This window comes from Azohydromonas australica DSM 1124, assembly GCF_000430725.1.
Taxonomy (GTDB): Bacteria; Pseudomonadota; Gammaproteobacteria; order Burkholderiales; family Burkholderiaceae_C; genus Azohydromonas; species Azohydromonas australica.
Map to the genome: position 1 here is coordinate 167585 of NZ_KE387208.1, position 24054 is coordinate 191638.

Annotated in this window: 26 protein-coding genes; 11 read left to right on the top strand and 15 right to left on the bottom strand. The window is 71.0% G+C overall.

The features are described 5' to 3' along the window. Positions 1-13: 13 nt before the first annotated feature. The 12 genes from H537_RS0129755 to H537_RS0129810 all read right to left on the bottom strand — a co-directional run bounded on the left by H537_RS0129755 (position 14) and on the right by H537_RS0129810 (position 10726). Positions 14-469 carry a hotdog family protein gene (locus tag H537_RS0129755; protein ID WP_029000780.1) on the bottom strand — a complete coding sequence of 152 codons (456 nt, stop codon included), beginning with the start codon at positions 467-469 and terminating at the stop codon, positions 14-16. Next, the gene (locus H537_RS0129760) at positions 466-1269 is read right to left on the bottom strand and encodes a beta-ketoacyl synthase chain length factor (RefSeq protein ID WP_029000781.1); all 804 of its coding nucleotides are present in this window, start codon (positions 1267-1269) and stop codon (positions 466-468) included. The genes H537_RS0129755 and H537_RS0129760 overlap by 4 nt, the downstream gene beginning before the upstream one ends. Beyond that, positions 1266-2450, bottom strand: a complete 1185-nt coding sequence (locus H537_RS0129765; RefSeq protein WP_029000782.1) for a beta-ketoacyl-[acyl-carrier-protein] synthase family protein — start codon at positions 2448-2450, stop codon at positions 1266-1268. Before H537_RS0129765 ends, H537_RS0129760 begins: the two co-directional genes overlap by 4 nt. Next, positions 2447-3199, bottom strand: coding sequence for a class I SAM-dependent methyltransferase (locus H537_RS0129770; RefSeq protein WP_029000783.1), 753 nt, complete (start codon positions 3197-3199; stop codon positions 2447-2449). The genes H537_RS0129765 and H537_RS0129770 overlap by 4 nt, the downstream gene beginning before the upstream one ends. A gap of 14 nt (positions 3200-3213) precedes the next feature. Then, positions 3214-4089 (bottom strand): polysaccharide deacetylase family protein, encoded by an 876-nt coding sequence (locus H537_RS46305; RefSeq protein ID WP_051243603.1) that lies wholly within the window; start codon positions 4087-4089, stop codon positions 3214-3216. Between the two features lie 75 nt (positions 4090-4164). Then, positions 4165-6531, bottom strand: a complete 2367-nt coding sequence (locus tag H537_RS0129780) for an MMPL family transporter (RefSeq protein WP_029000784.1) — start codon at positions 6529-6531, stop codon at positions 4165-4167. 5 nt (positions 6532-6536) lie between these two features. After that, positions 6537-7130: a LolA-related protein gene (locus H537_RS0129785; protein WP_238446848.1), complete on the bottom strand. Its 594-nt coding sequence runs from the start codon at positions 7128-7130 to the stop codon at positions 6537-6539. Beyond that, positions 7120-8070, bottom strand: a complete 951-nt coding sequence (locus tag H537_RS46310) for a lysophospholipid acyltransferase family protein (RefSeq protein WP_043460602.1) — start codon at positions 8068-8070, stop codon at positions 7120-7122. The genes H537_RS0129785 and H537_RS46310 overlap by 11 nt, the downstream gene beginning before the upstream one ends. Further along, complete coding sequence (locus H537_RS55950; protein ID WP_051243609.1) at positions 8067-8378, bottom strand: 3-hydroxyacyl-ACP dehydratase FabZ family protein; 312 nt, start codon at positions 8376-8378, stop codon at positions 8067-8069. The genes H537_RS46310 and H537_RS55950 overlap by 4 nt, the downstream gene beginning before the upstream one ends. After that, positions 8375-9742, bottom strand: a complete 1368-nt coding sequence (locus tag H537_RS0129800) for an AMP-binding protein (RefSeq protein ID WP_029000787.1) — start codon at positions 9740-9742, stop codon at positions 8375-8377. Before H537_RS0129800 ends, H537_RS55950 begins: the two co-directional genes overlap by 4 nt. A 44-nt stretch (positions 9743-9786) precedes the next feature. Then, the gene (locus H537_RS46315) at positions 9787-10416 is read right to left on the bottom strand and encodes a COG4648 family protein (protein WP_043460604.1); all 630 of its coding nucleotides are present in this window, start codon (positions 10414-10416) and stop codon (positions 9787-9789) included. 10 nt (positions 10417-10426) lie between these two features. Further along, positions 10427-10726, bottom strand: coding sequence for a phosphopantetheine-binding protein (locus tag H537_RS0129810; RefSeq protein ID WP_043460606.1), 300 nt, complete (start codon positions 10724-10726; stop codon positions 10427-10429). A gap of 252 nt (positions 10727-10978) precedes the next feature. On the opposite strand from H537_RS0129810, the gene H537_RS0129815 reads away from it, so the two are divergent. After that, positions 10979-11752, top strand: coding sequence for a class I SAM-dependent methyltransferase (locus H537_RS0129815; RefSeq protein ID WP_051243612.1), 774 nt, complete (start codon positions 10979-10981; stop codon positions 11750-11752). Between the two features lie 18 nt (positions 11753-11770). On the opposite strand, the gene H537_RS0129820 is transcribed toward H537_RS0129815, so the two are convergent. After that, positions 11771-12856 (bottom strand): hypothetical protein, encoded by a 1086-nt coding sequence (locus tag H537_RS0129820; protein WP_029000790.1) that lies wholly within the window; start codon positions 12854-12856, stop codon positions 11771-11773. 219 nt (positions 12857-13075) lie between these two features. Here H537_RS0129820 and H537_RS0129825 point away from each other — a divergent pair, with 219 nt between their 5' ends. Beyond that, a complete protein-coding gene (locus tag H537_RS0129825; RefSeq protein ID WP_029000791.1) occupies positions 13076-13846 on the top strand; it encodes a class I SAM-dependent methyltransferase in 771 nt (256 codons plus the stop codon). 20 nt (positions 13847-13866) lie between these two features. Here H537_RS0129825 and H537_RS0129830 read toward each other — a convergent pair whose 3' ends face one another. Both H537_RS0129830 and H537_RS0129835 read right to left on the bottom strand, forming a co-directional pair. Beyond that, complete coding sequence (locus H537_RS0129830) at positions 13867-14337, bottom strand: MarR family winged helix-turn-helix transcriptional regulator (protein WP_029000792.1); 471 nt, start codon at positions 14335-14337, stop codon at positions 13867-13869. A gap of 2 nt (positions 14338-14339) precedes the next feature. After that, entirely contained in the window at positions 14340-15308 is a 969-nt protein-coding gene (locus H537_RS0129835) for a Bug family tripartite tricarboxylate transporter substrate binding protein (protein ID WP_029000793.1), read from the bottom strand. A 249-nt stretch (positions 15309-15557) separates the two neighbouring features. Between H537_RS0129835 and H537_RS0129840 the strand changes: the two genes are divergently transcribed. From H537_RS0129840 to H537_RS0129880, 9 genes are all read left to right on the top strand, one after another. Beyond that, on the top strand, positions 15558-17249 hold the full coding sequence (locus H537_RS0129840; protein WP_029000794.1) for an FAD-dependent monooxygenase: 1692 nt from the start codon (positions 15558-15560) through the stop codon (positions 17247-17249). A gap of 11 nt (positions 17250-17260) precedes the next feature. After that, positions 17261-17452 carry a hypothetical protein gene (locus tag H537_RS0129845; protein WP_029000795.1) on the top strand — a complete coding sequence of 64 codons (192 nt, stop codon included), beginning with the start codon at positions 17261-17263 and terminating at the stop codon, positions 17450-17452. 33 nt (positions 17453-17485) lie between these two features. Then, on the top strand, positions 17486-18022 hold the full coding sequence (locus tag H537_RS0129850; protein ID WP_029000796.1) for a VOC family protein: 537 nt from the start codon (positions 17486-17488) through the stop codon (positions 18020-18022). A gap of 12 nt (positions 18023-18034) precedes the next feature. Beyond that, positions 18035-19351, top strand: a complete 1317-nt coding sequence (fahA, locus tag H537_RS0129855; RefSeq protein ID WP_029000797.1) for a fumarylacetoacetase — start codon at positions 18035-18037, stop codon at positions 19349-19351. A gap of 371 nt (positions 19352-19722) precedes the next feature. Continuing rightward, positions 19723-20142, top strand: a complete 420-nt coding sequence (locus H537_RS0129860; protein ID WP_029000798.1) for a GreA/GreB family elongation factor — start codon at positions 19723-19725, stop codon at positions 20140-20142. Between the two features lie 359 nt (positions 20143-20501). After that, positions 20502-20924 carry a GreA/GreB family elongation factor gene (locus tag H537_RS0129865; RefSeq protein ID WP_029000799.1) on the top strand — a complete coding sequence of 141 codons (423 nt, stop codon included), beginning with the start codon at positions 20502-20504 and terminating at the stop codon, positions 20922-20924. 150 nt (positions 20925-21074) lie between these two features. Beyond that, the gene (locus H537_RS0129870; protein ID WP_084151033.1) at positions 21075-22073 is read left to right on the top strand and encodes a universal stress protein; all 999 of its coding nucleotides are present in this window, start codon (positions 21075-21077) and stop codon (positions 22071-22073) included. Between the two features lie 39 nt (positions 22074-22112). Beyond that, entirely contained in the window at positions 22113-23042 is a 930-nt protein-coding gene (locus H537_RS0129875) for a universal stress protein (RefSeq protein WP_156902007.1), read from the top strand. Positions 23043-23068: 26 nt separating this feature from the next. After that, positions 23069-23989, top strand: a complete 921-nt coding sequence (locus H537_RS0129880) for a hypothetical protein (protein WP_310733034.1) — start codon at positions 23069-23071, stop codon at positions 23987-23989. The last annotated feature ends 65 nt before the right edge of the window (positions 23990-24054 follow it).

Here is a 24054-nt window from a genome sequence, read left to right on the forward strand (position 1 = left end):
ACTTCGGTTCGGGTCAGGCCGGGGGCAGCGGGGTGTCCAGCACGACGGCGGCGCGGCCTTCGGCCACGGGCGCGCCCTCGCTGCTCACCTGGAACTGGTAGAGCACCTGCGAGCCGGTGCCGGCCAGGCGCCGCACCTGGACTTGCAGCTCGCCCGGCAGCAGGTCCAGCCGCGACACGCTGAAACGCACGTCGCGCACGCTGGCCAGGAAGCCCGGGTGCGGGCCGCCGTCGGGCGGCGCGACCAGCGCGCCGTGCAGCGCCATGGCCTGCGCGGCGTACTCGATGGCGCAGGGGCTCAGCAGGCCGCCGGCGCTGCGCAGGGGGTTGTCCGGGTCGCGGTGGCTGCCGGTGGCGCAGGTCGCGGACTCCGCGTCCCATGCCTGCACCCGGTCGAGCAGGCACATGCGGCCCTGGTGCGGAATGCGCGCGGCGATGTCCTCCCGCGCCAGCACGGCCGGCGCCGTCATGCCGGCTCCACCGTGACCGCCAGCGCCAGGCCGTCCAGCATCTCCAGCACGCAGGGCTGCCCCGCGCCGCGCGCCATGCGCTGCAGCAGCGGCAGCGCCCGCGCGGCCGGGATGCCGCGGCGCAGCGCCTCCAGCCCGGCGTGCTCGCAGGCTTCGGGCGCCGCCTCGGCCGGCTCGATGCGCAGGCGCAGCAGCGGCGCGTCGCCGGGCACGGCGTCCAGCAGCAGCGCCACGCCCATGGCGTCGGCCAGCGGGCGCACGGCCTGCAGCGGCTGCGGGTAGGGCACGTCGCTGGCAACCAGCAGCACCGGCCGCTGGCCGCACAGGCTCTGGCTGGCGGCTTCCAGCAGCCCGGCGCCGAAGCTGGCGTCGTGCGCGCACAGGCTGGTCGAGGGCGCGCGCGAGGCGGTGGCGATGTGCCAGTAGCCCGCGGGCGCGTTGTGCACCGAGTTCGTGAAGCGGGTGGGCGACACCGCGCGCTGCGGCATGGCCAGCGTCTCGCACAGCGCGTGGCAGTTGGCGCCGTCGCCGGTGGAGGCGCTGAACACCGTGGCCAGGTCCGCCGGGTCGAGCCCGGCCTGCGCGCAGGCCTGGTCCGCCACGGCGATGCCGACCTTGACGATGGCCCCCGCGCGCCGGCGCTCGGCCGCCGGCAGCCGCGAGGGCGCGGGCACCACCGTGGGCGCCGACAGCCAGCGCGACGGATCGGCCAGCAGCTCGCGGCCGGTGGCCCAGTCGGACAGCCCGGGGCCCAGCAGCCCCACGCCGCGCACCCAGCAACTCAAGACGCCGCCGCTCATCGCGCCGCTCCCAGCAAGAGGCAGGCGTTGGAGCCGCCGAATCCGAAGGAATTGCTCGCCACCACCGACAGCCGTGCGTCCTGGTTCGCATCCAGGTAGCGGCAGAGCAGGTCCGGGTCGGGGCTGAGCCGGTTCAGCCCGCCGGGCATGAAGCCGTGGCGCAGCGCGAGCAAACAGATCACCGCCTCCAGCGCGCCGGCCGCGCCCAGGGTGTGGCCGGTGGCGCCCTTGGTGGAGCTGCAGGGCACCTCGAAGCCGAACACCGTGCGCACCGCGGCGTCCTCGGCGGTGTCGTTGTTGGACGTGGCCGTGCCGTGCAGGTTGACGTAGTCCACGTCCTCGGCCAGCAGCCCGGCCTGGGCCAGCGCGCCGCGCATGGCGGCGATGGCGCCCAGGCCTTCCGGATGCGGGCTGCTCATGTGGAAGCCGTCGCTGCTCTCGCCGCAGCCCAGCAGCCAGGCGGCGGGGGCGTCGGACTCGCGCTCCAGCAGCGCGAAGGCGCCGGCCTCGCCGATGGACAGGCCGTGCCGATGGGCATCCCAGGGCCGGCAGGGCTCGCGCGACAGCAGCTCCAGCGAGTTGAAGCCGTAGAGCGTGGTGAGGCACAGGCTGTCCACGCCGCCGACCACGGCCGCGTCGATCAGCCCCAGCGCGATCATCCGCTGCGCGTTGGCGAACACCTTGGCGCTGGAGGAGCAGGCGGTGGAGACCGCGAAGGCCGGCCCTTCCAGCCCCAGCGCCCTGCGCGTGAAGGCCGCCACCGAGCCGGTGTTGTGGGTCTGCGCATAGCGGAAGCCCGGCGGGAGCGCGCCCGTGTCCGGGTCGCGGTGGCGGTAGGCGATCTCGGTTTCCAGGATGGCCGAAGTGCTGGTGCCCAGGAACACGCCCACGCGGCGGCTACCCCAGCGCTGCGCCGCCCGCGCCACGCTCTGCGCGAAGCCGTCGGCCTGCAGCCCCATCCACGCCAGGCGGTTGTTGCGGCACTCCCACTCGCCCAGCTCGGCGGGCAGCGGCGCGTCGTCCAGGCCCTCGACCTGGCCGATCCACGTCTCCAGCGCAGCGGTCTCGAAGTGTTGGGCGGTCAACCCGCCGCGGCCGGCGCGCAGCGCGGACAGCGTCGCCTCGCGGCCTGCGCCCAGGGCGCTGGCGGCGGTGTAGTCGGTGATCGGCAGCGGCTTCATCGCAGGTCTCCGGCCAGCAGCACGTTGGCGAAGGGGGTGCCCTGGCTCATGGGCACCGGCTGCACGCTGAAGCCCAGGCGCTGCAGCAGCGCGATCCACTCGGACAGCGGGCGGCCCCAGGTCGGCGGCATGCGGTGCCCGCGCACCATCGTCACCGCGCGGTCCACCCACTGGCTGACGGCGAAGCCGCGCCGGCTGGACGCGTCGCCCACGCGCAGCAGCAGCCGCCCGTGCGGCAGCAGTGCGTCGCGCACGCGCTCCAGCACCGCCTGCTGCGCGGCGTGGTCCACGTAGTGCAGCACGTCCAGGATCACCACCACGTCGCTGCCCGGCAGCTCCGCGCTGCACATGTCGCCGCAGACGAAGCGCGGCGCCGTGGGCAGCCGTCCCAGCGCCGCCTGGGCGCGCGCCACGTCGCGTGGCATCAGCTCGATGCCGGTGTAGCACGTGCCCGCCGGCGCGGCCGGCCAGTTAGCAGGCCAGGCGCCGCGGGCGTGCGCGGCGTCGATGGCCGCCAGCAGGCTGGCGAGCAGGCCCTGGCCGCAGCCGATGTCCAGCACGCGCGCGCGCGGCGGCAGGTCGCCGCGCTCCAGCATCCCGCGGAACACCGGGTCGTGGCCCAGCTTGCCGCGCGCGAAATGCCAGGCGAAGCGGCCCGCCGAGCGGTAGGGCTCGCAGGCAGACCGGTGCAGCGCCTGCCAGGCCGCGTCGCCATCCATCGGCGCGGAAGAGAGAAGGGAGGTGGACATGAGCCAGTGAGACCTCAGGAAGGGTGCGACGCGGTGCCGGCAGGCCGGACCGCTGCGCCGGGAATCGGGGACGGACCGGCCTGCAGCGCCTGCGGCAGCGTCACGCAGCGCAGCCCGGCGTGGCGGCAGCGCTCCAGCAGCGGCGGCAGCACCTCCAGCACCACCGGCCGGCCCTGCGCCGTGCGCGCGGCGTTGCCGTCGTGCAGCAGCAGGATGTCGCCGGCGGCCAGGCCACGCGTGAGGCGCTGCAGCACGCGCGCGGGGTCGCGCTCGCGGGTGTCGTAGCCGCGCCGCGTCCAGCTCGCCAGGCGCAGGCCCAGGCGGTGCAGCACCGGGTCCAGGAAGGGGTTGCGCAGCCCGGCCGGGGCGCGGAAGCAGGTGGGGCGCTCGCCGGTGAGCCCGGCCAGCGTCTGTTGCGCGCGCTCGATCTCGCGCAGGAAGCCGCGCGGCCCCAGCAGCGAGAAGTTGTGGCGGTGCACGTCGCTGTGGTTCTGCACGCTGTGGCCGCGCGCCACGATCTCGCGCACCAGCGCCGGGTGCTCGCGCGCGTGTTGCGCGATGCAGAAGAAGGTGGCGCGCGCGCCGTGGCGCGCCAGCAGCTCCAGCACGGCCGGGGTGACGGCCGGGTCGGGGCCGTCGTCGATGGTCAGCGCCACCTCGCCGCGCGCGGCGCTGGCCGGCGGCAGCCGCACCAGGTTCGGGCCCAGCCAGCGGCTGCGCGGCCACAGCCCCGCGGCGGTGAGCGCGGCGTGGTTGAGCACCACCGCGCCAATGGCCCAGCCCGCCCACTCGGGCCGCAACAGCAAAGTGCCGGCGGCGGCCGCGTGCAGGCCGAAGGTCGCGCGCAGCAACGGCGGCATCGACCAGGACGTGGTGGATGGAAGGGTCATGCGGGGGAGGGAAACCGGAGGGGGCCGCCAACGGCGGTCACGAGGCTGTCAATTTTCCCATAGGTACCCCCCGCTTCAGCGTCTCGGGGCGAAGGCGGCGCACAGCAGCAGCGCCAGCAGCACGCCCGGCGCCACGACGCGGCCGATGGCCGACAGCGCCGGGATCTGCGACAGCGCGATCAGCCCGAAGCCGCACACCGCCGTGACGTTGGCCAGCAGCAGCGAGGCCAGCGTGTCGGCCTGCCGCACGTCTGCCGGCGCATCGGCCCGGGCCATGGGCCACTGCACGAAGAAGAGGCCGTAGTTCGAGCCCACCGCCACCACCAGCAGCAGGCCCACGAGGTGCAGGATGCCCAGCGGTATTCCGAGCGCCGCGAAGCCGCCCAGCGTGATCAGCACGGCCAGCGCCAGCGGCACGCAGGCCGCCCACAGCTGGCGCCAGTAGCGCAGCTGCCACCACAGCAGTGCCACCACCGCCGCCACGCCCACCAGCGCCTGCACCAGCGCCTCGTGCAGGTAGCGCGCGTACAGGCCGTCGAGCTCCTGCTTGATGTCCAGCACCGCCACCTCGCCCGGCAGCCCCTGCAGCGCGGCGCGCACGCGCGGCGCGTCGATGCCGGCGTCGGCCTGTGCGCCGGGCGGCTGCAGCGGCAGCAGCGCGGTCCAGCCGCCGTCCTCGCGCCGGATCAGCAGCGCGTCGGCCACCGCCTTCAGCGGCGTGCCGGCCAGCGCGTCCAGCGTCAGCGGCGCCAGCGTGCGCGCGCCCTGGACTTCGGCCAGGAAGGGCTCCAGCGGGCGCTGCGCCAGCGGCGTGCCGCGCACCGCCTGCGCCAGGCGCTGGCGCAGCGCGTCGGCATCGGGCAGCGCGGCCTGGCGCTGCTGCTGGGTCGCCAGGCTGGGCAGCACGCGGGTGGGCGTCTCGTAGCCGCCGATCACGCCTTGCCCGGCCAGCGCGTCCAGCCGCGCCGCGGCGGCTTCGGCGCCGCGCAGCGCGGCCTGCAGGTCGGCCCCCGTCGCCACGACCAGGGTGCGGGCGTCGCTGGCGCCGAGGTCCGCGCGCAGCGAGGCGTCCAGCCGCTGCGCGGCCACGGGCACCGGGCTGAGCGAGGCCAGGTCGCCGCGCCAGAGCGAGTCGTGCTGCAAGGCGAGCAGCAGCGCGGCGCCGGCGCCCAGCAGCCAGGCCAGCCCGCGGGCGCGGCCCAGCGCGCGCGCGGCGCGCTGCGTCCAGCGCCCCAGCGGCAGCAGCCGGCCCGAGCCGGCGGCGCCGGCCGGCACCAGCACCGGCAGCACCCAGCGCGTGGTCAGCGCCGCCGCCGCCAGGCCCGCCACGGAGAACACGCCCAGCTGCGCCAGGCCGGGGAAGCCGGAGAACACCAGCGCCGCGAAGCCGCACACCGAGGTCAGCAGGCCCAGGCGCACCGTGGGCCAGGCGTGGTCGCGCCAGCGGCGCCAGCCGCCGTCGCGGGCCTGGATCAGGTAGTACAGCGCGTAATCCACCGCCTCGCCGATCAGCGTGCTGCCGAAGCCCAGCGTGATGCCGTGCACGGTGCCGAAGCCCAGCGCGACCGCCGCGATGCCCGCCACCACGCCGCTGGCCACCGGCAGCATCGCCACCGCCAGCGCGCGCAGCGAGGCGAAGGCCGCCAGCAGCAGCCCGCCGATCACCACCAGCCCGGTCACGGCGATGACGATCACCTCGTGCTGGATGCGGCTGCGGCTGTCCACCGCGAACAGCGGCGCCCCGCTGAGCTGCAGTGCGAGGCCGCGCGCGGCCTGCGGCGCGAAGGCGGCGCGCACGGCGTCGATGGCGGCGGCCTGCGCGTCCAGGTCGTCGCCCGGGGCGTGCAGCGTCAGCAGCAGCAGCGCGCGCGGCTCGGTGCGTGACACCCACACGCCGTCCTCCATGCGCGGCGCCTGGGACGGGATCAGCCCTTCGGCGATGCGCTGGAGCTCGCCCGTGGGGTCGCGCTCCAGCACCGGCTTGACGGCGGCCCCGGCGGGCGTGCCCAGCAGCGAGAGGGTTTCGTCGATGGCGTCGCGCAGCCCCGCCACGCTGAAGCGCTCGGCGTCCACGGCCGGGCTGAGCTGGTAGCGGTGGCGCAGCAGCAGCTCGCCGGCAGCGGTCCAGTCGCCGCGCTCGCCGTTGTGCACCTGGTCGAAGCGCGCGTCGGCGCGCAACGCCGCCGCCAGCGCGCGCGAGCCTTGCGCACGCTCGGCGGCACCGCCGCTGGTGATGCCCACCAGCAGCGTGCGCGAGGCCACGCCGCTGCGCAGCTGGTCGATGAGCACGCGCTGCTGTGCGCTGGGGCTTACCGGCAGGAAGGCCGAGAGGTCGGCCGTGAAGCGGGCGCGCGCGATCAGCAGCACGCACAGCGCCATCAGCGCCAGCCACAGAAGCAAGGCCGTGCGGCCGCGCGGCGGCGGCGCGGCGGCGGGGGACACGGCGCTCACTTGGACGGCGTGGACGCCGCCGAGTCGCGCACCGGCTCGATGGTCAGCACCGTGCGGTCGCCATCGAGCAACTGCGTCTCGATGCTGCGCACCTCGTCGCGCAGGCCGACGATGCGCACGAAGCGCAGCTGCCCGGCGGCGCTGGCGGCGATGGGCGTGAGCTCCAGCGTCCAGCGCTCCAGCGTGCCCTGCAGGCTGGTGCGGAAGGTGCGCTGCAGCGCCTGCGCGTTGCCGGTGAGCGTGCCGCGCAGGGCCTCGATCGCCACCATCGCCTCGGGCGCGGCGTCCAGCGCCAGCGTACGCGAGCGCCCGCCGCGGCTGAGCGTGACGGTGTTGCCCTCGACCACCATGGATTCCGCGCGCGGCTGCAGCGTGCGGCGCTCGAAGCGCGGCGGCGACGCGGTGAAGGCCAGCGTGCCGCTGGCCAGCAGCGGCTCGTCGAAGCCCTTGACGAAGCGCTGCTCCGAGAAGCGCGCCTGGCCGCTGGTCTGGCGGCCGAGCAGGCTCATCAGCTCGCCCAGCTCCAGGGCCAGCGCCGGCAGGCTGCAGCCGGCCAGCAGCAGCGCAAGCAGGGCGCGCCTAGTCCTCATGCCAGAAATCATGGAAGTTGAACCAGTTGTAGGGATGCTCGCGGCACAGCGACTCCAGCCGCGCGACGTAGCTGCACGCCGCGCTGCGGATGCGGCGCTCGCGCTCGGCGGCGTCGCAGCGCTGCGTGAAGTCGGCCAGGGGCTCGAAGCGCACCTCGTAGCGGTTGCCGCCCAGGTACAGCCCGGCCATGAAGATGACGCGCCGGCGCAGCAGCGCGGCAAGCCGGAAGGGACCGTCGCTGAACACCGCCTCGCGGCCCAGGAAGGACACGCGCAGCTCCTTGCCGTGCTGCGCGCTGCCGTCGTTCAGCACGCGGTCGCCCAGCATGCCGGCCAGGCCGCCGCCGTCGAGCCAGTCGCGCACGGCCAGCATCGAGTCCATGCGGCCCAGCGCGATGATCTCGGGCTTGGCGTCGGGGGCGACGGCGCTCAGCGCGGCGTTGATCTTGCGGGCGTTGTCCGGGTACATGACCATCGCCACGCGCAGGCGCCCCTGGGCGCAGCCCGCCGTGCGCAGCACCTCGAAGCTGCCCAGGTGCGCGCCCAGCAGGAAGGCGCCGTGGCCTTCGGCCATGGCCTGGTCGATGACGTCCACGCCCTGCAGCCGCAGATCGAAGAGATCGAGCCGGCCGCGCAGCAGGTAGACGCGGTCCAGGATGGTGGCGGCGAAGCTGTGCACGTGGCGGTAGGCGTCGCTCCAGCGCGCCGGGCGGCCCAGCGCGCGGCCCAGGTAGCGCAGCGAATGCCGCCGCGCCGTGGGCGCGAACAGCACGAAGTACAGCGCGATGGGATGCAGTACGGCGCGCGCCATGCGGCGCCCGCAGCGCAGCGCGATCCAGCACATCAGCCGCAGCGCCAGCATGTTGCTGCGCTCGGGGGCGCAGGCCCAGGCGGCGGGCGCGCCCGCCGGTGCGTCGCCGCTGTTGAGCGGCGTGCTCATGCGCCGCTCCAGACGATCTGGCCGCTGGCGGCCACCTTGTCGCCGCAGTGCACCTCGAAGCGGGCGCGGCCGGCCTCGCCGTGCAGCTCGATGCGGATCTTGTCGCCGGGGCGCAGCGGCCACAGGAACTTCACGGCCCGCAGGTCGAAGCGCTCGCCCGGCAGGTCCGGCAGCCCCGCGCCGCGCAGCGCCTCCATCACCTCCGCCAGCAGCACCACGCCGGGCAGCACGGGCTGGCCCGGGAAGTGGCCGGCGAAGCTGGGGTGGTCTGCCCCGATGCGGCGCACCACGCTGCGGAGCGGGCTCATGGCTTGCGGGGAACGAGGTGCTCGCGCGCGAGCTGGCGCAGCGTGTGCGCGGTGAGCTTGCCGGTGGCCTCGCGCGGCAGCTGCGGCAGGTGCACGATGCGCCGCGGCACGAACACGGGCTCGATGCGCGCGCGCAGCGCGGCGGCGATGGCGCGCGCGCCCAGCGTCGGCGCGACCACGAAGACCACCGGGCGCGCCACGCCGTCGGTCACCTCGTCGGGCACCCAGAAGGCGCCGTCCTCGACGCCCTCGATGCTGTTGAGGTGGAAGTTCAGGTGTCCCAGCGAGCTGCGCTTGCCCGCGACGTGCACCAGGTCGTTGGCGCGGCCCAGCAGCCGGAAGTGCTCGGCGTCCTGCAGCTCCAGGATGTCGGCCAGCAGCGTGGGCTCGGCCACGTGGCCGCCCTGCACGCTGTAGCGCTCGCCCTGTTCCTCGCCTAGGCCCGGCAGCTTCGAGATGCGCAGCCCGTCGAAGGTGTGCCAGAGGTCCGTGCGCGCGGTGCAGCGCGTGGCGACTTGGCCGGCCTCGGTGCAGCCGTAGATCTCCACCAGCACGCCGCCGCAGCGGCGCTCGGTCTCCTGCGCGAGCTGGGGCGACAGCGGCGCGGTGGCGCTGAGCACCAGGTCCACCTCGGGCAGCTCGACGCCCGAGCGCAGCAGGGTCTTGAGGTGGAACGGGGTGGTCACGAGGGCGCGCGGACGCGGCAGCCGCTGCAGCGCGGCGGCGATGTCGGCCGGGTAGAAGGGCCGGCCGGCGTCGATGGCGGCACCGCCCTGCAGCGCCAGCAGCACGCTGGACTCGAAGCCGTAGCTGTGCTGCGGCGGCACGGTGGCGACGATGTTCAGGCCGTCCAGGCTCGGCCGCTCCAGCAGCGCCGCCAGGCGCTGCGCTTCCTGCGTCGCGTTGCGCACCAGCGTGCCCCAGTGCTTGAGGTGCGGCTGCGGGGCGCCGGTGGAGCCGGAAGTCAGCAGGCAGGCGGAGGGCTGCGCCGGCGGCAGGACGATGGCGTCGGCGCGCGCGTCCGGCGCGGCGCCGGTGACGGCGAGGATGTCCAGGCCGGTGAGCCCTTCCACGGCGTTTTCGTCGGCCAGCGCCCACAGCAGCGGGTACTGCGAGCGCAGCTGGTCGACGGTCTGCGCCATCGCGTTGGGCGGGAACAGCGAGACGTGCCCGCGCAGCAGCGCGGCACCGAAGGCGACGCTGAAGCGGTAGCGGTCCACGCACAGGTTCAGCGCCGCGCCCTGCGCGGGCAGCTGTTCGGCCATCCGCGCCACGTCGCGCAGGAACTGGCGGGCGCTGATGGGCACGCCGTGGTGCCAGGCCAGCGGGGCGTCGAGGTCGCGCGGAGAGAGGAAGGGCAGCACGGCGAGAAGGCGGAAAAGGTTGGGGCGTCGGGCCCGGGTCGGGCTCAGTGGTCGCCGGGCACGTTGCGGTAGGCGCGCACCGAGTCCAGCATCGACACGCGCTCGAACTCGGGGTGCAGCCGGTAGCGCAGCAGGTGCTCGCCCACGAACAGCGCGCCGATGGCCGCCGGCGTCACCAGGTTGGCCAGCAGCGACCAGGCTTCCCACGGTCCCCACACGTACAAGGCCACGGAGCCCAGCGCCATGGCGAAGAAGTAAAAGGTCCACACCAGCGTGACGTGCCCGGTGTAGCGCTCCATGCCCGGCTGCAGCGTGCCGTGCACCTGCTGCGCCACGCGGCCGATGGCCGACGGGCCCGGGCCGGCCAGCGTGAGCCCGAAGCTCGCGCCCAGCGCGGCGTGCACACCCGCATGCTGCAGCAGGTACAGCAGCTTCACGTCGCCGACGCCGCCGCGCAGGCACACCGCCAGCAGCGCTAGCGCGGCCAGCAGCACGGCCCACATGCCCACGCGATGCCGGCTGCGCCAGGCCAGCGCGCCGACCATGGCCAGCAGCGGACCGAGCAACGCCGCCGCGGCCCAGGGCTCGTGGGCCGCGTGCAGCATCAGGACATGAGACAGCAGCGAGTAAGCGACGACGCCCAGCAGCGCCAGGCCCAGCTGCCAATGCGTCATGACGGTCCGGTCAACGCTTTCGGTGCTGCTCGATGTGGTGGGCCAGGCTGCGCAGCGAAGCGAAGATCTTGTGGTTGTTCTCGTCGTCGGAGCGCAGCTCGAAGCCATAGCGCTGCGAAACTTCCAGCGCCAGTTCGAGGATGTCGATGGAATCCAGCCCCAGCGCGTCTCCGTACAGGGGGGCGGTGGGGTCGATATCGGCGGGGGCAACTTCCAGATTCAGGGCCTGGACCAAAAGCTCGGCGAGCTCAGGTTCCAGCGCGGAAGGCGGCAGCACATCGCCGGCGGGTTTCACGTCGGTGGCAGACACGATGTGATGTTCCTCGGAAAACTACATACAAACGAACCGAAAATTGTAGTCCAGCCCGCAGGTCAAACCCCGTTGTGAAATACGCGCCACGGTGAAGGCTGCCCTGTTGTGTTGCATCACGGCTGTCTTGCCCCAGGCTCGCGTCAATGGGCCTGACCTGGCCGGTGTGCGCTGAAAACCGCCGCGAGCGGGCACCAGCTTCGTTGCCGCTTGCCCCCATTCCATTCCTGAGCCGCCTTCAAGGGCTCCTTCATGACGCATTCCCGTTTGCCCGATCGCGACGCCTTGCCGGTACGCCAGCCGCACGCGCCGCTGCCCGCGTATGACCAGCCCAACGATGTTTCCAAGCGGGAAGCCCTCGTGCGCCGGCTGTTCGATGACGCGGCCGTGGACTACGACCGGCTGGAGAAGATCGTCGGCCTGGGCACAGGCTCGTGGTACCGGCGCCAGGCGTTGCTGCGCGCTGGGCTGAAGCCGGGCCTGCAGGTGGTGGACGTGGGCATGGGCACCGGGCTGGTGTCGCGCGAGATCCTGCGGATCACCGGTGAGCCGCACCGCCTGGTGGGCGTGGACCCGAGCGCCGGGATGATGGGTCAGGCTCGCTTCGAGCAGCCGGTGGAGTGCCGGCTGGGCCGGGCCGAGGACATCCCGGTGCCTGATGCCAGCGCGGACTTCGTGGTGATGGGCTACGCGCTGCGGCACGTCAGCGATGTCGGCGCGGCGGCGGACGAGTTCCGCCGCGTGCTCAAGCCGGGTGGGCGGCTGCTGATCCTGGAGTTCAGCCGTCCCGAGGGCCGCCTGGGCCACGCGCTGCTCAAGGCCTACATGCTCGGCGTGGTGCCCTGGCTGGTGCGCGCCGTGGCCCGCACCCGGGACACGCCCATCCTCTGGCGCTACTCCTGGGACACGATCGAGTCCTGCGTGCCACCGGCGCAGATCATGCAGACGCTGGCCGGCCACGGCCTGAGCGGCGTCGAGCGTCACACGGAGCTGGGCATCTTCTCGGAGTACCGCGCCCGCGGCTGAGCACGGCGGCCCGGTCGGTCACTCCAGCGGCAGGGCGTCGAACGGGCCTTGGCGCAGCACCGCGTCGAAGTCCTCGGCCAGCCGCTGGCTCTCGGTCACGGCGCGGCTCCAGACCGCGATGCGACCCTGCAGATCGCCGGCGTAGGCCTTGAAGTCGTCGAGGTCCGGCAGCTTGCCGTAGGGCAGGGCGCGGCGCACCCAGTCCGGGTCGGGTGCGAGCACGACCACGTTGGCCAGGCGGTCGTCAGGGTGCCGGCGGCGGGGCAGCAGGGTGTCGAGGTAGCCGGGGATGATCTGGCGCTGGAAGTGCGGATAGAGCACCAGGCCTTCGTCCATGGACGCGTAGTCCAGGTGCAGGTGGTAGTCGGTAATGCCGCCGTCCCAGTAGGCGCCGGGCGGCGCGCCGGGAATGTCGTGCACGGCGTCGAGCGCGAAGGGGATGGAGCAGCTCGCCAGCAGCGCGGCGCAGAAGTTGTGTGCGCCCAGCGCCACCCGCTGCGTGCGGAAGTCCTGCAGTTGCAGCGGCAGCGAGGGCGTGCGCGCGTCGTGGAAGACCACGCGCTCCAGCCAGGCGCCCAGCGCCCCGCGGCTCACCGCGTTGGCCGCGAACGCGCCCACGCAGCCCAGCGGCGTGCGCCACCGGCCTTCGCGGCGCAGCAGCCAGTGCCGCCCGCGCGAGGTGAACAGGTGCAGCCTGAAGCGCGGGTGGCCCAGGATTTCGGCGCTGCGGTGCCCGAAGCGCTCGTTCACCAGGGCGCCGAACACCTCGCTGACGTGGCTCGGTGCCGGCATCTTGTTGGGCGGGTGCTCGTAGCGCTGGTGGATGTAGTCGTGCGCCATCTGCGCCAGGGCTGCATCGGCATCGGGCAGGCAGGCGCTGGTCATGCGCCAGGCGCCGATGGACGCGCCCAGCAGGTGCACGGGCTGCGTGCCGTGCGCGAGCCAGTGGCCGAAGAGGAAGCGGTCCAGGGGGTGCAGCACCAGCCCCTTGGGGCCGGCGGCCGCGGCGGGCACGACGCGCACCTCTTCGGCGCGCAGGCCGCGCTCGCGCAGGCGCGCGCGTGCGGCAGGTCCGGCGTAGATGCGGAGGGCTTGCGGTTTCATCAGGTCGTCTTGGCGCCTTCGTCCAGGTTCAAAGCAGATGTCGCGCCCATGCCGCGGGCGTCCCGGCCCATGGGGCGGGACGGTTCAGGTGGCTGGCACGTCCGGTGGCCCTTGCGGTGGCCCAGGCATGCCGCGGGCTGGAAGGATGCTGGGGGCGCGACAGTAGCATCGGCGGCCTACTTACCCGGCCGGGCGCGAGCCGCCGGCCCCGCTGCCACCATGAAGCCTTCCTCGCCCGATCGCGACGCCGCGCCGGTTCACCTGCCTCACGCACCCCTGCCCGCGTACTACCAGCCTGACGACGCGGCGAAGCGCGAGGCCTTCCTGCGCCGCACCTTCGACGACACGGCGGTGGACTACAACCGGCTGGAGAAGATCCTGGGCCTGGGCACGGGCTCGTGGTACCGGCGCCAGGCGCTGCTGCGCGCCGGGCTGAAGCCGGGGCTGCAGGTGGTGGACGTGGGCATGGGCACCGGGTTGGTGTCGCGCGAGATCCTGAAGATCACGGGCGAGCCGCACCGCCTGGTGGGCGTGGACCCGAGCGCCGGGATGATGGGCCAGGCCCATTTCGAGCAGCCGGTGGAGTGCCGGCTGGGTCGGGCCGAGGACATCCCGGTGCCCGACGCCAGCGCGGACTTCGTGGTGATGGGCTACGCGCTGCGCCACATCGCCGACTTCAGCGCGGCGGCCGCCGAATTCCGCCGCGTGCTCAAGCCGGGCGGCCAGCTGCTGATCCTGGAGATCACCCGCCCCGAGGGCCGCCTGGGCCATGCCCTGCTCAAGGCCTACATGCGCGGCGTGGTGCCGCTGCTGGCGCGGGCCGTGTCGCGCGCCAAGGACACGCCCATGCTCTGGCGCTACTACTGGGACACGATCGAGGCCTGCGTGCCGCCGCAGCAGGTCATGCAGACGCTGGCAAGCAGCGGGCTGACCGGGGTGGAGCGGCACGTCGAGCTGAACATCTTCTCGGAGTACCGGGCGCGGGGGTGACCGGGGGCTGCCAGCGCCCGCTACGGCTCCTCGCCCGCGGCTGCCGTCGCATGCGCCACGAGCCGGTCCAGCAGCCCGTCGAGCTGCCGGCGCTCGGCTTCGTCGAGGCAGGCGGTGATGTCCTCGTTGCGTGCCTGGATGACGCCCTTGAGCCGGCGCCACAACTGCTGTCCTTGCGGCGTGAGCGTGAGCACCACGCCGCGCGCGTCCATGGCGTTGCTTTGCTTGTGGACCAGCCCCTGGTCCACCAGGGTCTGTGCCGCGCGGCTGGCCTGCCCCTTGGTGAGGTTCGCCAGCCGGGCCAGGTCATTGACTGACAGCGGTGCAAATGCGCCTACCGCCGCCAGGGTGCGTCCCTCGTTGAGCGGGATGCCCGTGGCTTCCAGGTAGGCCGCCTGGCTCAGGCGGTCGGTGAGCTTGGACAGCGTGTGCAGCCGGTGCGTGACGGTGCATTCCAGCCGGAAGTCCTGCTCCTTCTGGCGGGCAGCCATCTTCAGTCGAGGCGGATGTCGTTGGCGCGGATGACCTTGCCCCACTTCTCGCGCTCGCTCTTGGCGTAGGCGGCCATCTCCTGCGGCGAGCTGGGGATGGCCTCCAGGCCCAGCGTCTGGAAGCGGGCCTTGACGGCGGTACTTTGCAGCGCCGAGACCAGGGCCTTGTTCAGCGTCGCGATGGCCTGCGGCGGCGTGGCGGCCGGCACCACCAGGCCCTGCCAGGCGTAGGCCTCGAAGTCCTTGATGCCCTGTTCCTGCAGCGTCGGCACGGTGTCGAAGCCTGCCACGCGCTTGGGGCTGGCCACGCCGATGGCGCGCAGCTTGCCGGAGAGGATGTGCGGGTAAGCGCTGGCGCTGTCCGCGAACATGAAGGGTACCTGGCCGCCGATGACGTCCTGCACCGCCGGTGCCGCGCCGCGGTAGGGCACGTGCGTGAACTTCAGTCCGGCGCGCTCGCGGAACAGCTCGGTGGCGAGGTGGTGCGGGCTGCCCGAGCCGGGCGTGGCGTAGGCCGGCGGCTGCGGTTGCTGCTTGGCCCAGGCGGTGAACTCGGCCAGGTTCTTCACGGGCACCGAGGTGTTGACCACCAGCAGCATCGGGAAGCGCGCCATCAGGCCCACCGGGGCGAAGTCCTTCTCGACGTTGTAGGAGAGCTTCGAGTACAGGAACGGATTGGCCGCGAGCGTCGCCGTGTCGGCCGTGAGCATGAGGTGCCCATCGGCCTTGCCCTTGGCGACGTAGTCGGCGCCGATGTTGGTTGCCGCGCCGGGCTTGTTGTTGACGACGATGGTCTGGCCCAGCGCCTTGCCCATGGGCTCGGCCAGCGTGCGCGCCACCACGTCGGAGCCGCCACCCGCCGGATAAGGCACCACCCACTCGATGCTCTTGTCGGGGAAGGCCATGGCCGCCAGGGGCAGCGCCAGGGCGGCGAGAACGAGCGAGCGGCGCGGGGCGCGGATGGTGGTCATGAAGTCTCCTGGTGAATGGGGATGGTGCGGGCGGCTCGTGCGGCGGGGTGCCGGCTGCCGTCTTCTGGCTTGACTTTACGCAATAACATCTGCGCGTACAACTAAGTAGAACTACGTTCTGGACCTTCTGGGGGCATGCGCCCAAAATAGTTGTACGCACAGATGTTATGGGCCTTGCGTCGTGCGGATCGCCTGCTCCGCAAGGAGCTTTGTCCCACGCAAGCGCACCGCCACACCGGAGACAACAGCATGCACAACCCGACCACCGAGCCGCGTCCTTCCATCTACTACGACTATCAGGTCCACAAGCCCTGGCTGCCCTCGGCGAATGCCGCGCAGCCGCGGCAGAAGGTGGTGGTCGTGGGCGCGGGGCCGGCCGGCATGGTCGCCGCGCTGGAGCTGGCCCGCCTGGGCGTGCCCAGCGTGGTGCTCAACGCGGAGCTGCAGGTGTCGCAAGGCAGCCGCGCCATCGTGTTCACGCGTCGCTCGATGGAGATCCTGCAGCAGGTGGGCGTGGCGCAGCGCATCACCGAGAACGGCCTGCCCTGGCGCTTCGGCAACTCGTTCTACCGCGGCCAGCGCGTGTTCCGCATGGATGCGCCGCACGCTCCGGACGACCGCTTCTTCCCGATGATCAACATCCAGCAGCAGTACCTGGAGGAGTACCTGCTGGATGCCTGCGAGGCCAGCAAGCTGATCGACCTGCGCTGGGGCAACAAGCTCACGAAGCTGGAGCAGCTCGACGGCTTCGCGCGGCTGGAGGTGGACACGCCCACGGGTCCGTACACGCTGGAGAGCGACTGGGTGGTGGCGGCCGACGGCGGGCGTTCGGCCATCCGCGCCGCGATGGGATTGCAGATGGAGGGAGCCTCCTACGAAGGCTTCTTCGTCATCGCCGACATCCGCGTGGACCTGCCGCTGCCCACCGAGCGGCTGGCTTATTTCGATCCCGAGTGGAACCCGGACAACACCATCCTGATGCACCGCGAGCCGCACGGCATCTGGCGCGTGGATTACCAGCTGCCTGCCGGCGAGTCGCCCGAGGAGGCGTTGAAGCCCGAGTCGCTGAAGCAGCGCATCGACGCACAGCTGGCCATGATCGGCCACGCCGGCGCGAGCTGGGAGATGGACTGGTGCTCGGTGTATTCGGCGCGCACCCTGACGCTGTCCGACTACGTGCACGGCAGCGTGCTCTTCACCGGCGACGCGGCGCACCTGCTGCCGATCTTCGGCGTGCGCGGCGCCAACACCGCGTTCCAGGACTCGCAGTCGCTGGCCTGGCACCTGGCCTTCGTGGTCAAGGGCTTGGCCGGGAAGAAGCTGCTGGCCAACTTCAGCGCCGAGCGCGTGGGCGCGGCGCGCGAGATCATCGACGAGGCGGGCAAGAGCACGCGCTTCATGGCGCCGCCCAGCCGCGGCTTCAAGCTGCTGCGCGACGCGGTGCTGTCCCTGTCGCTGACGCAGGAGTTCGTGCGTCCGCTCTACCACTGGCGCACCTCGCGGCCGCACGAGTACACCGGCTCGATGCTCAACAGCCGCGGCGACGACAACGCGCTGTTCACCGCCGGCCCGGCCCATGGCGCGCCGCCGCAGAACGTGCGCCTGGGCGCCGATGACTTCCTGCTCGACCACCTGGGCGGCGGCTTCGACCTTTTGTATTTCACCGAAGCCGCTGCCATCCCGGCGCCGCTGCTGCAGGTCATCGACACGGTGCGCGCGCGTGGCGTGCCGCTGCGCGTCGTGGCCATTGGCGCCGCGCAGCCCGTGGCCGGCGCGGACCTGGCCTTGGCGGATGCCGACGGGCACGTGCGCCGGCACTACGGCGTGCGCGCCAGCGGCGGCGCGTACCTGCTGCGCCCCGACCAGCACGTGTGCGCCCGCTGGCTCACGCTCGATGCAACCCGGCTGCAAGCCGCTTTTGACGCCGCCCTGCCGCGCTGAGGAGACCCCCCATGACCGCCCCCAACACCACGCTCGACATCGCCGGGCTTGAGACCGTCTACGACCGCCTGTCCACCGCCATCGACGCCGCCGGCGACAAGTCGGAACTCTTCCTCGCCAAGCTGGCGCTGCTCAACGCCCAGGCGCTGGGCGATGCCGAAGTGTTCCTGCAGCAGGTCGAAGCCGCGCTGCGCGACCTGTGAGCCCGAGCCCACTACACACCTACCGGAGATCCCATGCTGATCCAGCAAGTCCACCACGTCGCCTACCGCTGCAAGGATGCGAAGGAAACCGTCGAGTGGTACGGCAAGCACCTGGACATGAAGTTCGTGCTCGCCATCGCGGAGAACGAGGTGCCTTCCACCAAGGCGCCCGACCCGTACATGCACATCTTCCTGGACGCGGGCAATGGCAACATCCTGGCCTTCTTCGAGCTGCCCAGCCAGCCGCCGATGGACCGCGACCGCAATACGCCGAGCTGGGTGCAGCACCTGGCGCTGAAGGTGGACTCGGTGGACACGCTGCTGGCGACCAAGGCGCGGCTGGAGGCCGCCGGCATCGAGGTAATCGGTCCCACGGACCACACCATTTTCAAGAGCATCTACTTCTTCGACCCCAACGGCCACCGCCTGGAGCTGGCCGCCGACTGCGGCACGCCCGAGATGATGCGAAAGCTCGACGACGTGAAGTGGGACATGCTGGAAGAGTGGAGCCGCACCAAGCGGGCGCCGACGCACGCCGCCTGGATGCATGACGGCAGCGCCGGCGCTTGAGGATTCCGAGCCATGACCTTTCTCAACGAGACCCACGACCCGGCGCTGCGCAGCTGGGTGGCGTCGGCCAACACGGCTGACACCGGCTTCCCCATCCAGAACCTGCCCTTTGCCGTCTTTCGCCGCAAGGGGAGTGCGGAAGCCTTCCGCGGCGGGGTGGCGATCGGCGACCAGATCGTGGACCTGGCAGCAGTGGCCGCGTCCGGCGAGATCGGCGGCGCTGCCGGTGAGGCGGTGCGCGCCGCCTCGCAAGACAAGCTCAATGCGCTCATGGCGCTGGGCCGGCCGGCCTGGGCCGCGCTGCGCCTGGCACTGTCGCGCGCGCTGCGCCAGGGCGCGGCCGAACAGGAGCCGCTGCGGACCTGCCTGGTGCCCCAAGCCGAAGCCGAGTACGACGTGCCCGCGCGTATTGGCGACTACACGGACTTCTACACCTCGGTGCACCACGCCACCAACATCGGCCGCCTGTTCCGACCCGACAACCCGCTGCTGCCCAACTACAAGTGGGTGCCCATCGGCTACCACGGCCGCGCGTCGAGCATCGGTGTTTCGGGCCAGGCCTTCCGGCGACCGGTGGGCCAGACGCTGCCCGTGGGCGCGGCGCAGCCGGTGGCGGGCCCCAGCCGGGCGCTGGACATCGAGCTGGAGCTGGGCGTCTTCATCGGCAGCGGCAACACGCTGGGCGAGCCGGTGGCCATCACCGAGGCCGAGGACCATGTCTTCGGCATTTGCCTGCTCAACGACTGGAGCGCACGCGACATCCAGGCCTGGGAATACCAGCCGCTGGGTCCGTTCCTGTCCAAGAGCTTCGCCACCACCATCTCGCCGTGGATCGTGACGCTGGAGGCGCTGGCGCCGTTCCGCGTGCCCTTCGTTCGTCCCGAGGGCGACCCGCAGCCGCTGCCCTACCTGGACTGCGAGGCCAACCGCCACACGGGCGCGTTCGACATCCAGCTGCAGGTGGAGCTGCTTACGCCGCGCCTGCGCGAGGCGGGTAGCGCCGCCGCCACGATCTGCCGCACCAGCTACCGCCATGCCTACTGGACGGTGGCGCAGATGGTGGCGCACCACACAGTGGGTGGCTGCAACCTGCAGCCGGGCGACCTGTTCGGCAGCGGCACGCTCTCGGGCCCCACGCCGGATCAGGCCGGGGCTCTCATCGAGCTCACGGCAGGCGGCAAGCAGCCGCTGCAGCTGCCCGGCGGCGAACAGCGCACCTTCCTGGAGGACGGCGACAGCGTCGTCATCCGCGGCTGGTGCGAGAAGCCCGGCGCGGTGCGCATCGGCTTTGGCGAATGCGTGGGGACGGTACTGCCGGCGCGTGACTGAGTAGTCCCGGTACCCCCAGAAGCTGCTGGAGCAACGGGTTTGCGTGTCTGAGGCCAGGGCGCCCAGGCCGTTCGGGCATCGAGCTGCTGCAGTTGGGCACGTCTCGTGCGATTCGCGGTCGTGCTGCCGCATGAGGCTCGGCACGGCGTAGGCTTACCCCTGGCTTGGACTTGGCCGAATCGAGTCCGGACAGGGCTATGCTTGTCGCCATGCACACTCTGCTGACCACCGCCGTGCGCACGCGACGAGCGTGCGTGCCGGGCCGCACGGCCCGGCATCCGTAGGCCCGGCGGTCAGCCTTTTCCACTTCGCGTTTTCCTTGACCGCCGGGCCCACAACATCGCGCCTGTTGACTGCATCAAGGAACCCGTATGAGCCTCCATGCGCTTGTCCGCGAGAACGATCGCGTCCTGACCGAGCTCGACCACATCCGCGTGCAACGCTGGATACGCCACACCGAGCCGGACTCCGCGCCCTATCCGCCGCTGTCCGATGTGCTGGATACCGCCATGATCGTGCCGAGCCGCCGCGTGCCGCGGGACGTGGTGACGATGAACTCCCAGGTGCTCCTGCAGTGGCTCTCAGGCCACGGCACCATGGCGGTGACCTTGTGTTATCCCGAGGATTCGAAGCCCGGTTTCGTCTCCGTGCTGTCGCCGCTTGGCAGTGCGCTGCTCGGCCAGCGCGTGGGAGCCCTGGCTCGCTGGTGGCCGCCCACCGGACGCGAGGTCCAGGCCAAAGTGCTGGCGCTGCTGTTCCAGCCCGAGGCGAGCGGCGATTACAGCGCGTGAGCGGCTGGCAGAGCGTTGTAGCGACAAGCTCCATCAAAGTTGCTTTTGCATCTACATGCACCGCAAGCCTTGACATGCCGTGCATTTGCACTACGATGAGCCAATGATCTCCCGCACCCGCAACCCCATGCAGCTGGCCACGGCTGAACGGGCGACCTTCACGGTCGCTCGGTGGGGCATGCCTGCAAGCTTCGCCTGGGCGGCGGCGCGACTCCTAGAGCCGGCCGCACATCCCTAAGCCCGGCGATCACACTTCCCCTTCTTCGCGCAAACCATCGATCGCCGGGCCACAGTCCCCGCGCTGTGACGCGCGCTCGCCTGCAGGCAAGCGCTGCGTCGGCTTTGCGACAGGAAGTCCCATGGAAGTCTCCACGTACGAGCAGCGTACGCTCACGGTTCTGGACCACACCCGGCTGCAGGAGCTTGTGCCGCACAACAGGCGGCTGCTGGATCCGCGCATCGCGCAAACCATCGAAGAGCTCCTCGACGACGCTGATTTGCTGCCGTCACAGGCCATTCCCCCCGATGTCGTGACGATGCGCTCGCGGGTGCTCGTGCAAGACCTGGCCACCTCCGAGCAGTACACGCTGACGCTGGGCTATCCCAGCGAGGCACAACCCGGCGAAGGCGTCGTTTCAGTGCTGTCACCGGTCGGCTCGAGTCTGCTGGGGCTGCGCTTGGGCTCGGTTGCACGCTGGTTGGCACCCGATGGACGGGAACACGCGGCACGCGTAATGGCAATCCACTTCCAGCCCGAGGCCAGCGGCAACTACGCGGCGTAGTGCCGGGCGTGCATTGAATGCACGCTCAACCAGTCCAAGGTCCAGAGCCCGCGCGATCCGCCTGCGGTCGGTCAGTGCTGCGCGCTCTGGTGGCCTACGCATGCCGGCTGCAAATGCTGCACTGCCGGCTGTCACGCACGGAGTGTGCCGATGTTCCGCTCGATCCTGGTTGCTGTTGACTCGTCCCATGCCGCCCACAACGCTGTGCGCCGCGCGGGTCTTCTTGCTGCCCATTTCCAGGCCAGACTGATTCTTCTGCAGGTGCTGGAGCCTACCCGGCTCACGCGGCGCTACGGACTGTTCGCCGCGACGGTCAAGGCCGACTCCCTGGTCACCCGGGCCCAGCTCACGCTGGCTCGCCTCGCAGCCGAGGTGGCACGGGATCACGACGTCCATGTCACCGCGGTGGTGCGGATGGGCGATGCGCTCGAACAGGTGTTCCAGCTCGTGGCCGAGGCCGACTTGCTGGTCATCGGCGCCAAGACCCGCAATCCCTTCCACGATGGCGTGTTCGGCACCCGCACGCAGCGGCTGCTGCAACGGTCCCGAAAGCCGGTGCTCGTGGTCAAGGCGCCCGCCACGGCGGCGTATGCGCAGGTGTTGGTGCCCACCGACTTCAGCGCCTGCGGTGAGGCTTCCTTGCGCCTGGCGATGGGCATGGTGTCGGATGCGTCAGTGGACGTCTTTCACGCGTTGAGCACGCATCGGGAGACGAAGATGCGCGCGGCCCAGGTACCCGCCGACGCCATCCTCCGCTACGTCGCGAGCTCGCGCGAGAAATGCCTGCGGCGGCTGGCAGCGATGGCTTCGCGCGCAGGCAGCCAGGAGGTTCAGTGCTCGGTCGGCCACGGCGACCCGTTGGTGCTGTGCCTGGAACGGCAGAAAGCCGTTGCTGCCGACCTGATCGTCATGGGCAAGGAAGGGCAGGGACTAGTCGCGGCCGGCAGCTCGCTGTTGGGCAGCGTGGTCCGGGAGGTGGTGGCCAAGGCCCGGTGCGACGTGCTCGCCATCCCGCGCCTGGCATTGGCGCAGTTGGACGAGGCACCCTCGGTGCCGCGCCCGCCCGTGCAGATCGAAGCCCAAGCGGTTCGCAAAGACGAGAACTGGATTCGCCGCACCGCCGCACCCCTGGGTGCCGACTGCCACTGAGCTGCCGCCTTGGGCCCGCGGCGCGCAGCCGCGGCTTCGATGCTGTTCAGGAATTTCAAGCGCGAACCGCGTCGCGTATTGGAGGGATTTTTCGTGGATATCAAGTCCATATTGGCCCTGACAGACTTTTCCATCGGGGCTGAGTTTGCCCTCGACCGGGCTGCAATGATTGCCGCCGACCAGGGCGCAACCCTGCAGTTGATGTATCTGAGTCAATCGCCTCACCCGCGGCTGGCGGAACGCCTGGCTCGCTTGTCCGAGCGCGGGTGCCAGCTTGCCGCCCGCCATGGCATAGAAGTATGTGCCATGTTTTACGAGGCCAGGACGTTGAACCACGTGATCGAGAAAACGCTTGCCGTTGATCTGCTGGTGTTTGACGGGTTCAACGACCGCAACGCTGGGAGCAGGATGCAGGGCATCAGCCCTGAGCGCCTGATCCGTCACAGCTGTTGTCCCACGCTGGTGGTGAAAAACGTTTTCCTGAAACCCTATGCAATAACGACGGTCGTGGCCGATTATTCCTCGAAGTCGAGAAAGCTTTTGCGCTACGCCTGCGATTTCGAAATCGACTCCATGCTAGAAGTGTTTTGCGCCTGGGGAACGGTGCAGCGTGCAAACGGCGGAGACTTGAGATCCCAGGACGACAGGATCGAGCATTACTGCAGGCAGGGCCGGCGTCGCCATCATGCGCAACTGCTCCAGGTGAAGGATGTGCTGAGCACGCGGCGGAACCGCATCAGGTATTTCGCCGGGGCTGAAGACCCGTTCCAGGGCATCCTGGTTCAAACCCAGGCCAGCGAATCGGATCTGCTCATCATCGAAAGCAGCAAACCGTCCGTCCTGAGCAGCTTCGTCTCATGGGATTTGTCCCACCGCCTCGCCAAGGAAGTGCACTGCGACTTCCTACAATTGCCCTATGGTTATCTGTCAAGGACGCAGCCAGACGTTTGCAGCGCAAGCGAGCGCTGATGCGACGAAGCCGGTGGACTGCCACCGTGGATTTTCAGATTTGCATTGCCATGGACCTCACCAAAGATTTCATCAAGAGCAAGCGCCCCTGCGCCGATGGCTTCCGCTGGTTCTTGCGTCATCATCAGGACGGCAGCAATTACCAGCCATTGCTGGACGCGCTCGTTGCCCATGAACGGGTCAATGATGCCTTGTGGCTGCTCGAAAAATTCGGACCCACGGACGAAATACTCCATGTGGACCAGATGGAAACGGACGCTATTGTCTTTGCCGGCACATTGGACGTGCACGGGAGCATAAATGCCGATTCCATTGTGCGGGCCGGCCGCTCGATAAGGGCTGGTGGTGGCATCCGAGCCGGCACGCTCGTCGAGGCGGGAGAGAACATAAGGGCCGGCGGACCGATTTGGTGCGACGGCGCCGTGAAGGCCGGTGAAGACATCAGGGCCGGTTGGGGAATTACGGCGCGAGGCCGTATTGTCTGCGGCGGCCTCCTGCGTGCAGCCTGGGATCTTTTCTGTGAAGGAGATTTGCAGGCAAGCGAATATATGAATATCGGGGGCGATATGCTCGTGAATGGTGCCATTCATTGCGAAAAAGGCATGAAGATTGGTGGGCACCTGACAGGCTTGGGAGACGTCAAATCGGCCAATGGCATTGAAACCGGCGCCGACCTGCGATGCCACGGCCACCTGCACGCCGACTGGGGAATCAGGAGCGGTGGCTGCATCGTTGCCGCCGGTGCCATTTCAGCCGGCGAGAGCCTGCAGGCCGGCGGGGAAATCAGGGCCGGACAGGGCTACGGCATCTATGCCGGCCTCGGGGTGCGGCGCGATGCCTGGGAGGCCAGCGCGCAGGTCATGGCGCGGTGCAAGCCTGACAACCTGATGAGCGGCTGGTGGGCGGCCGACGCTTGTACGGCCGGCCCATCTGGCGGGCTGCGATGAGGCCCTGGGCGGGCTTCAGGAGGGCGGTTTCAGGATGAAGCCCCCTTGGCGCAGGCTTCACGGCA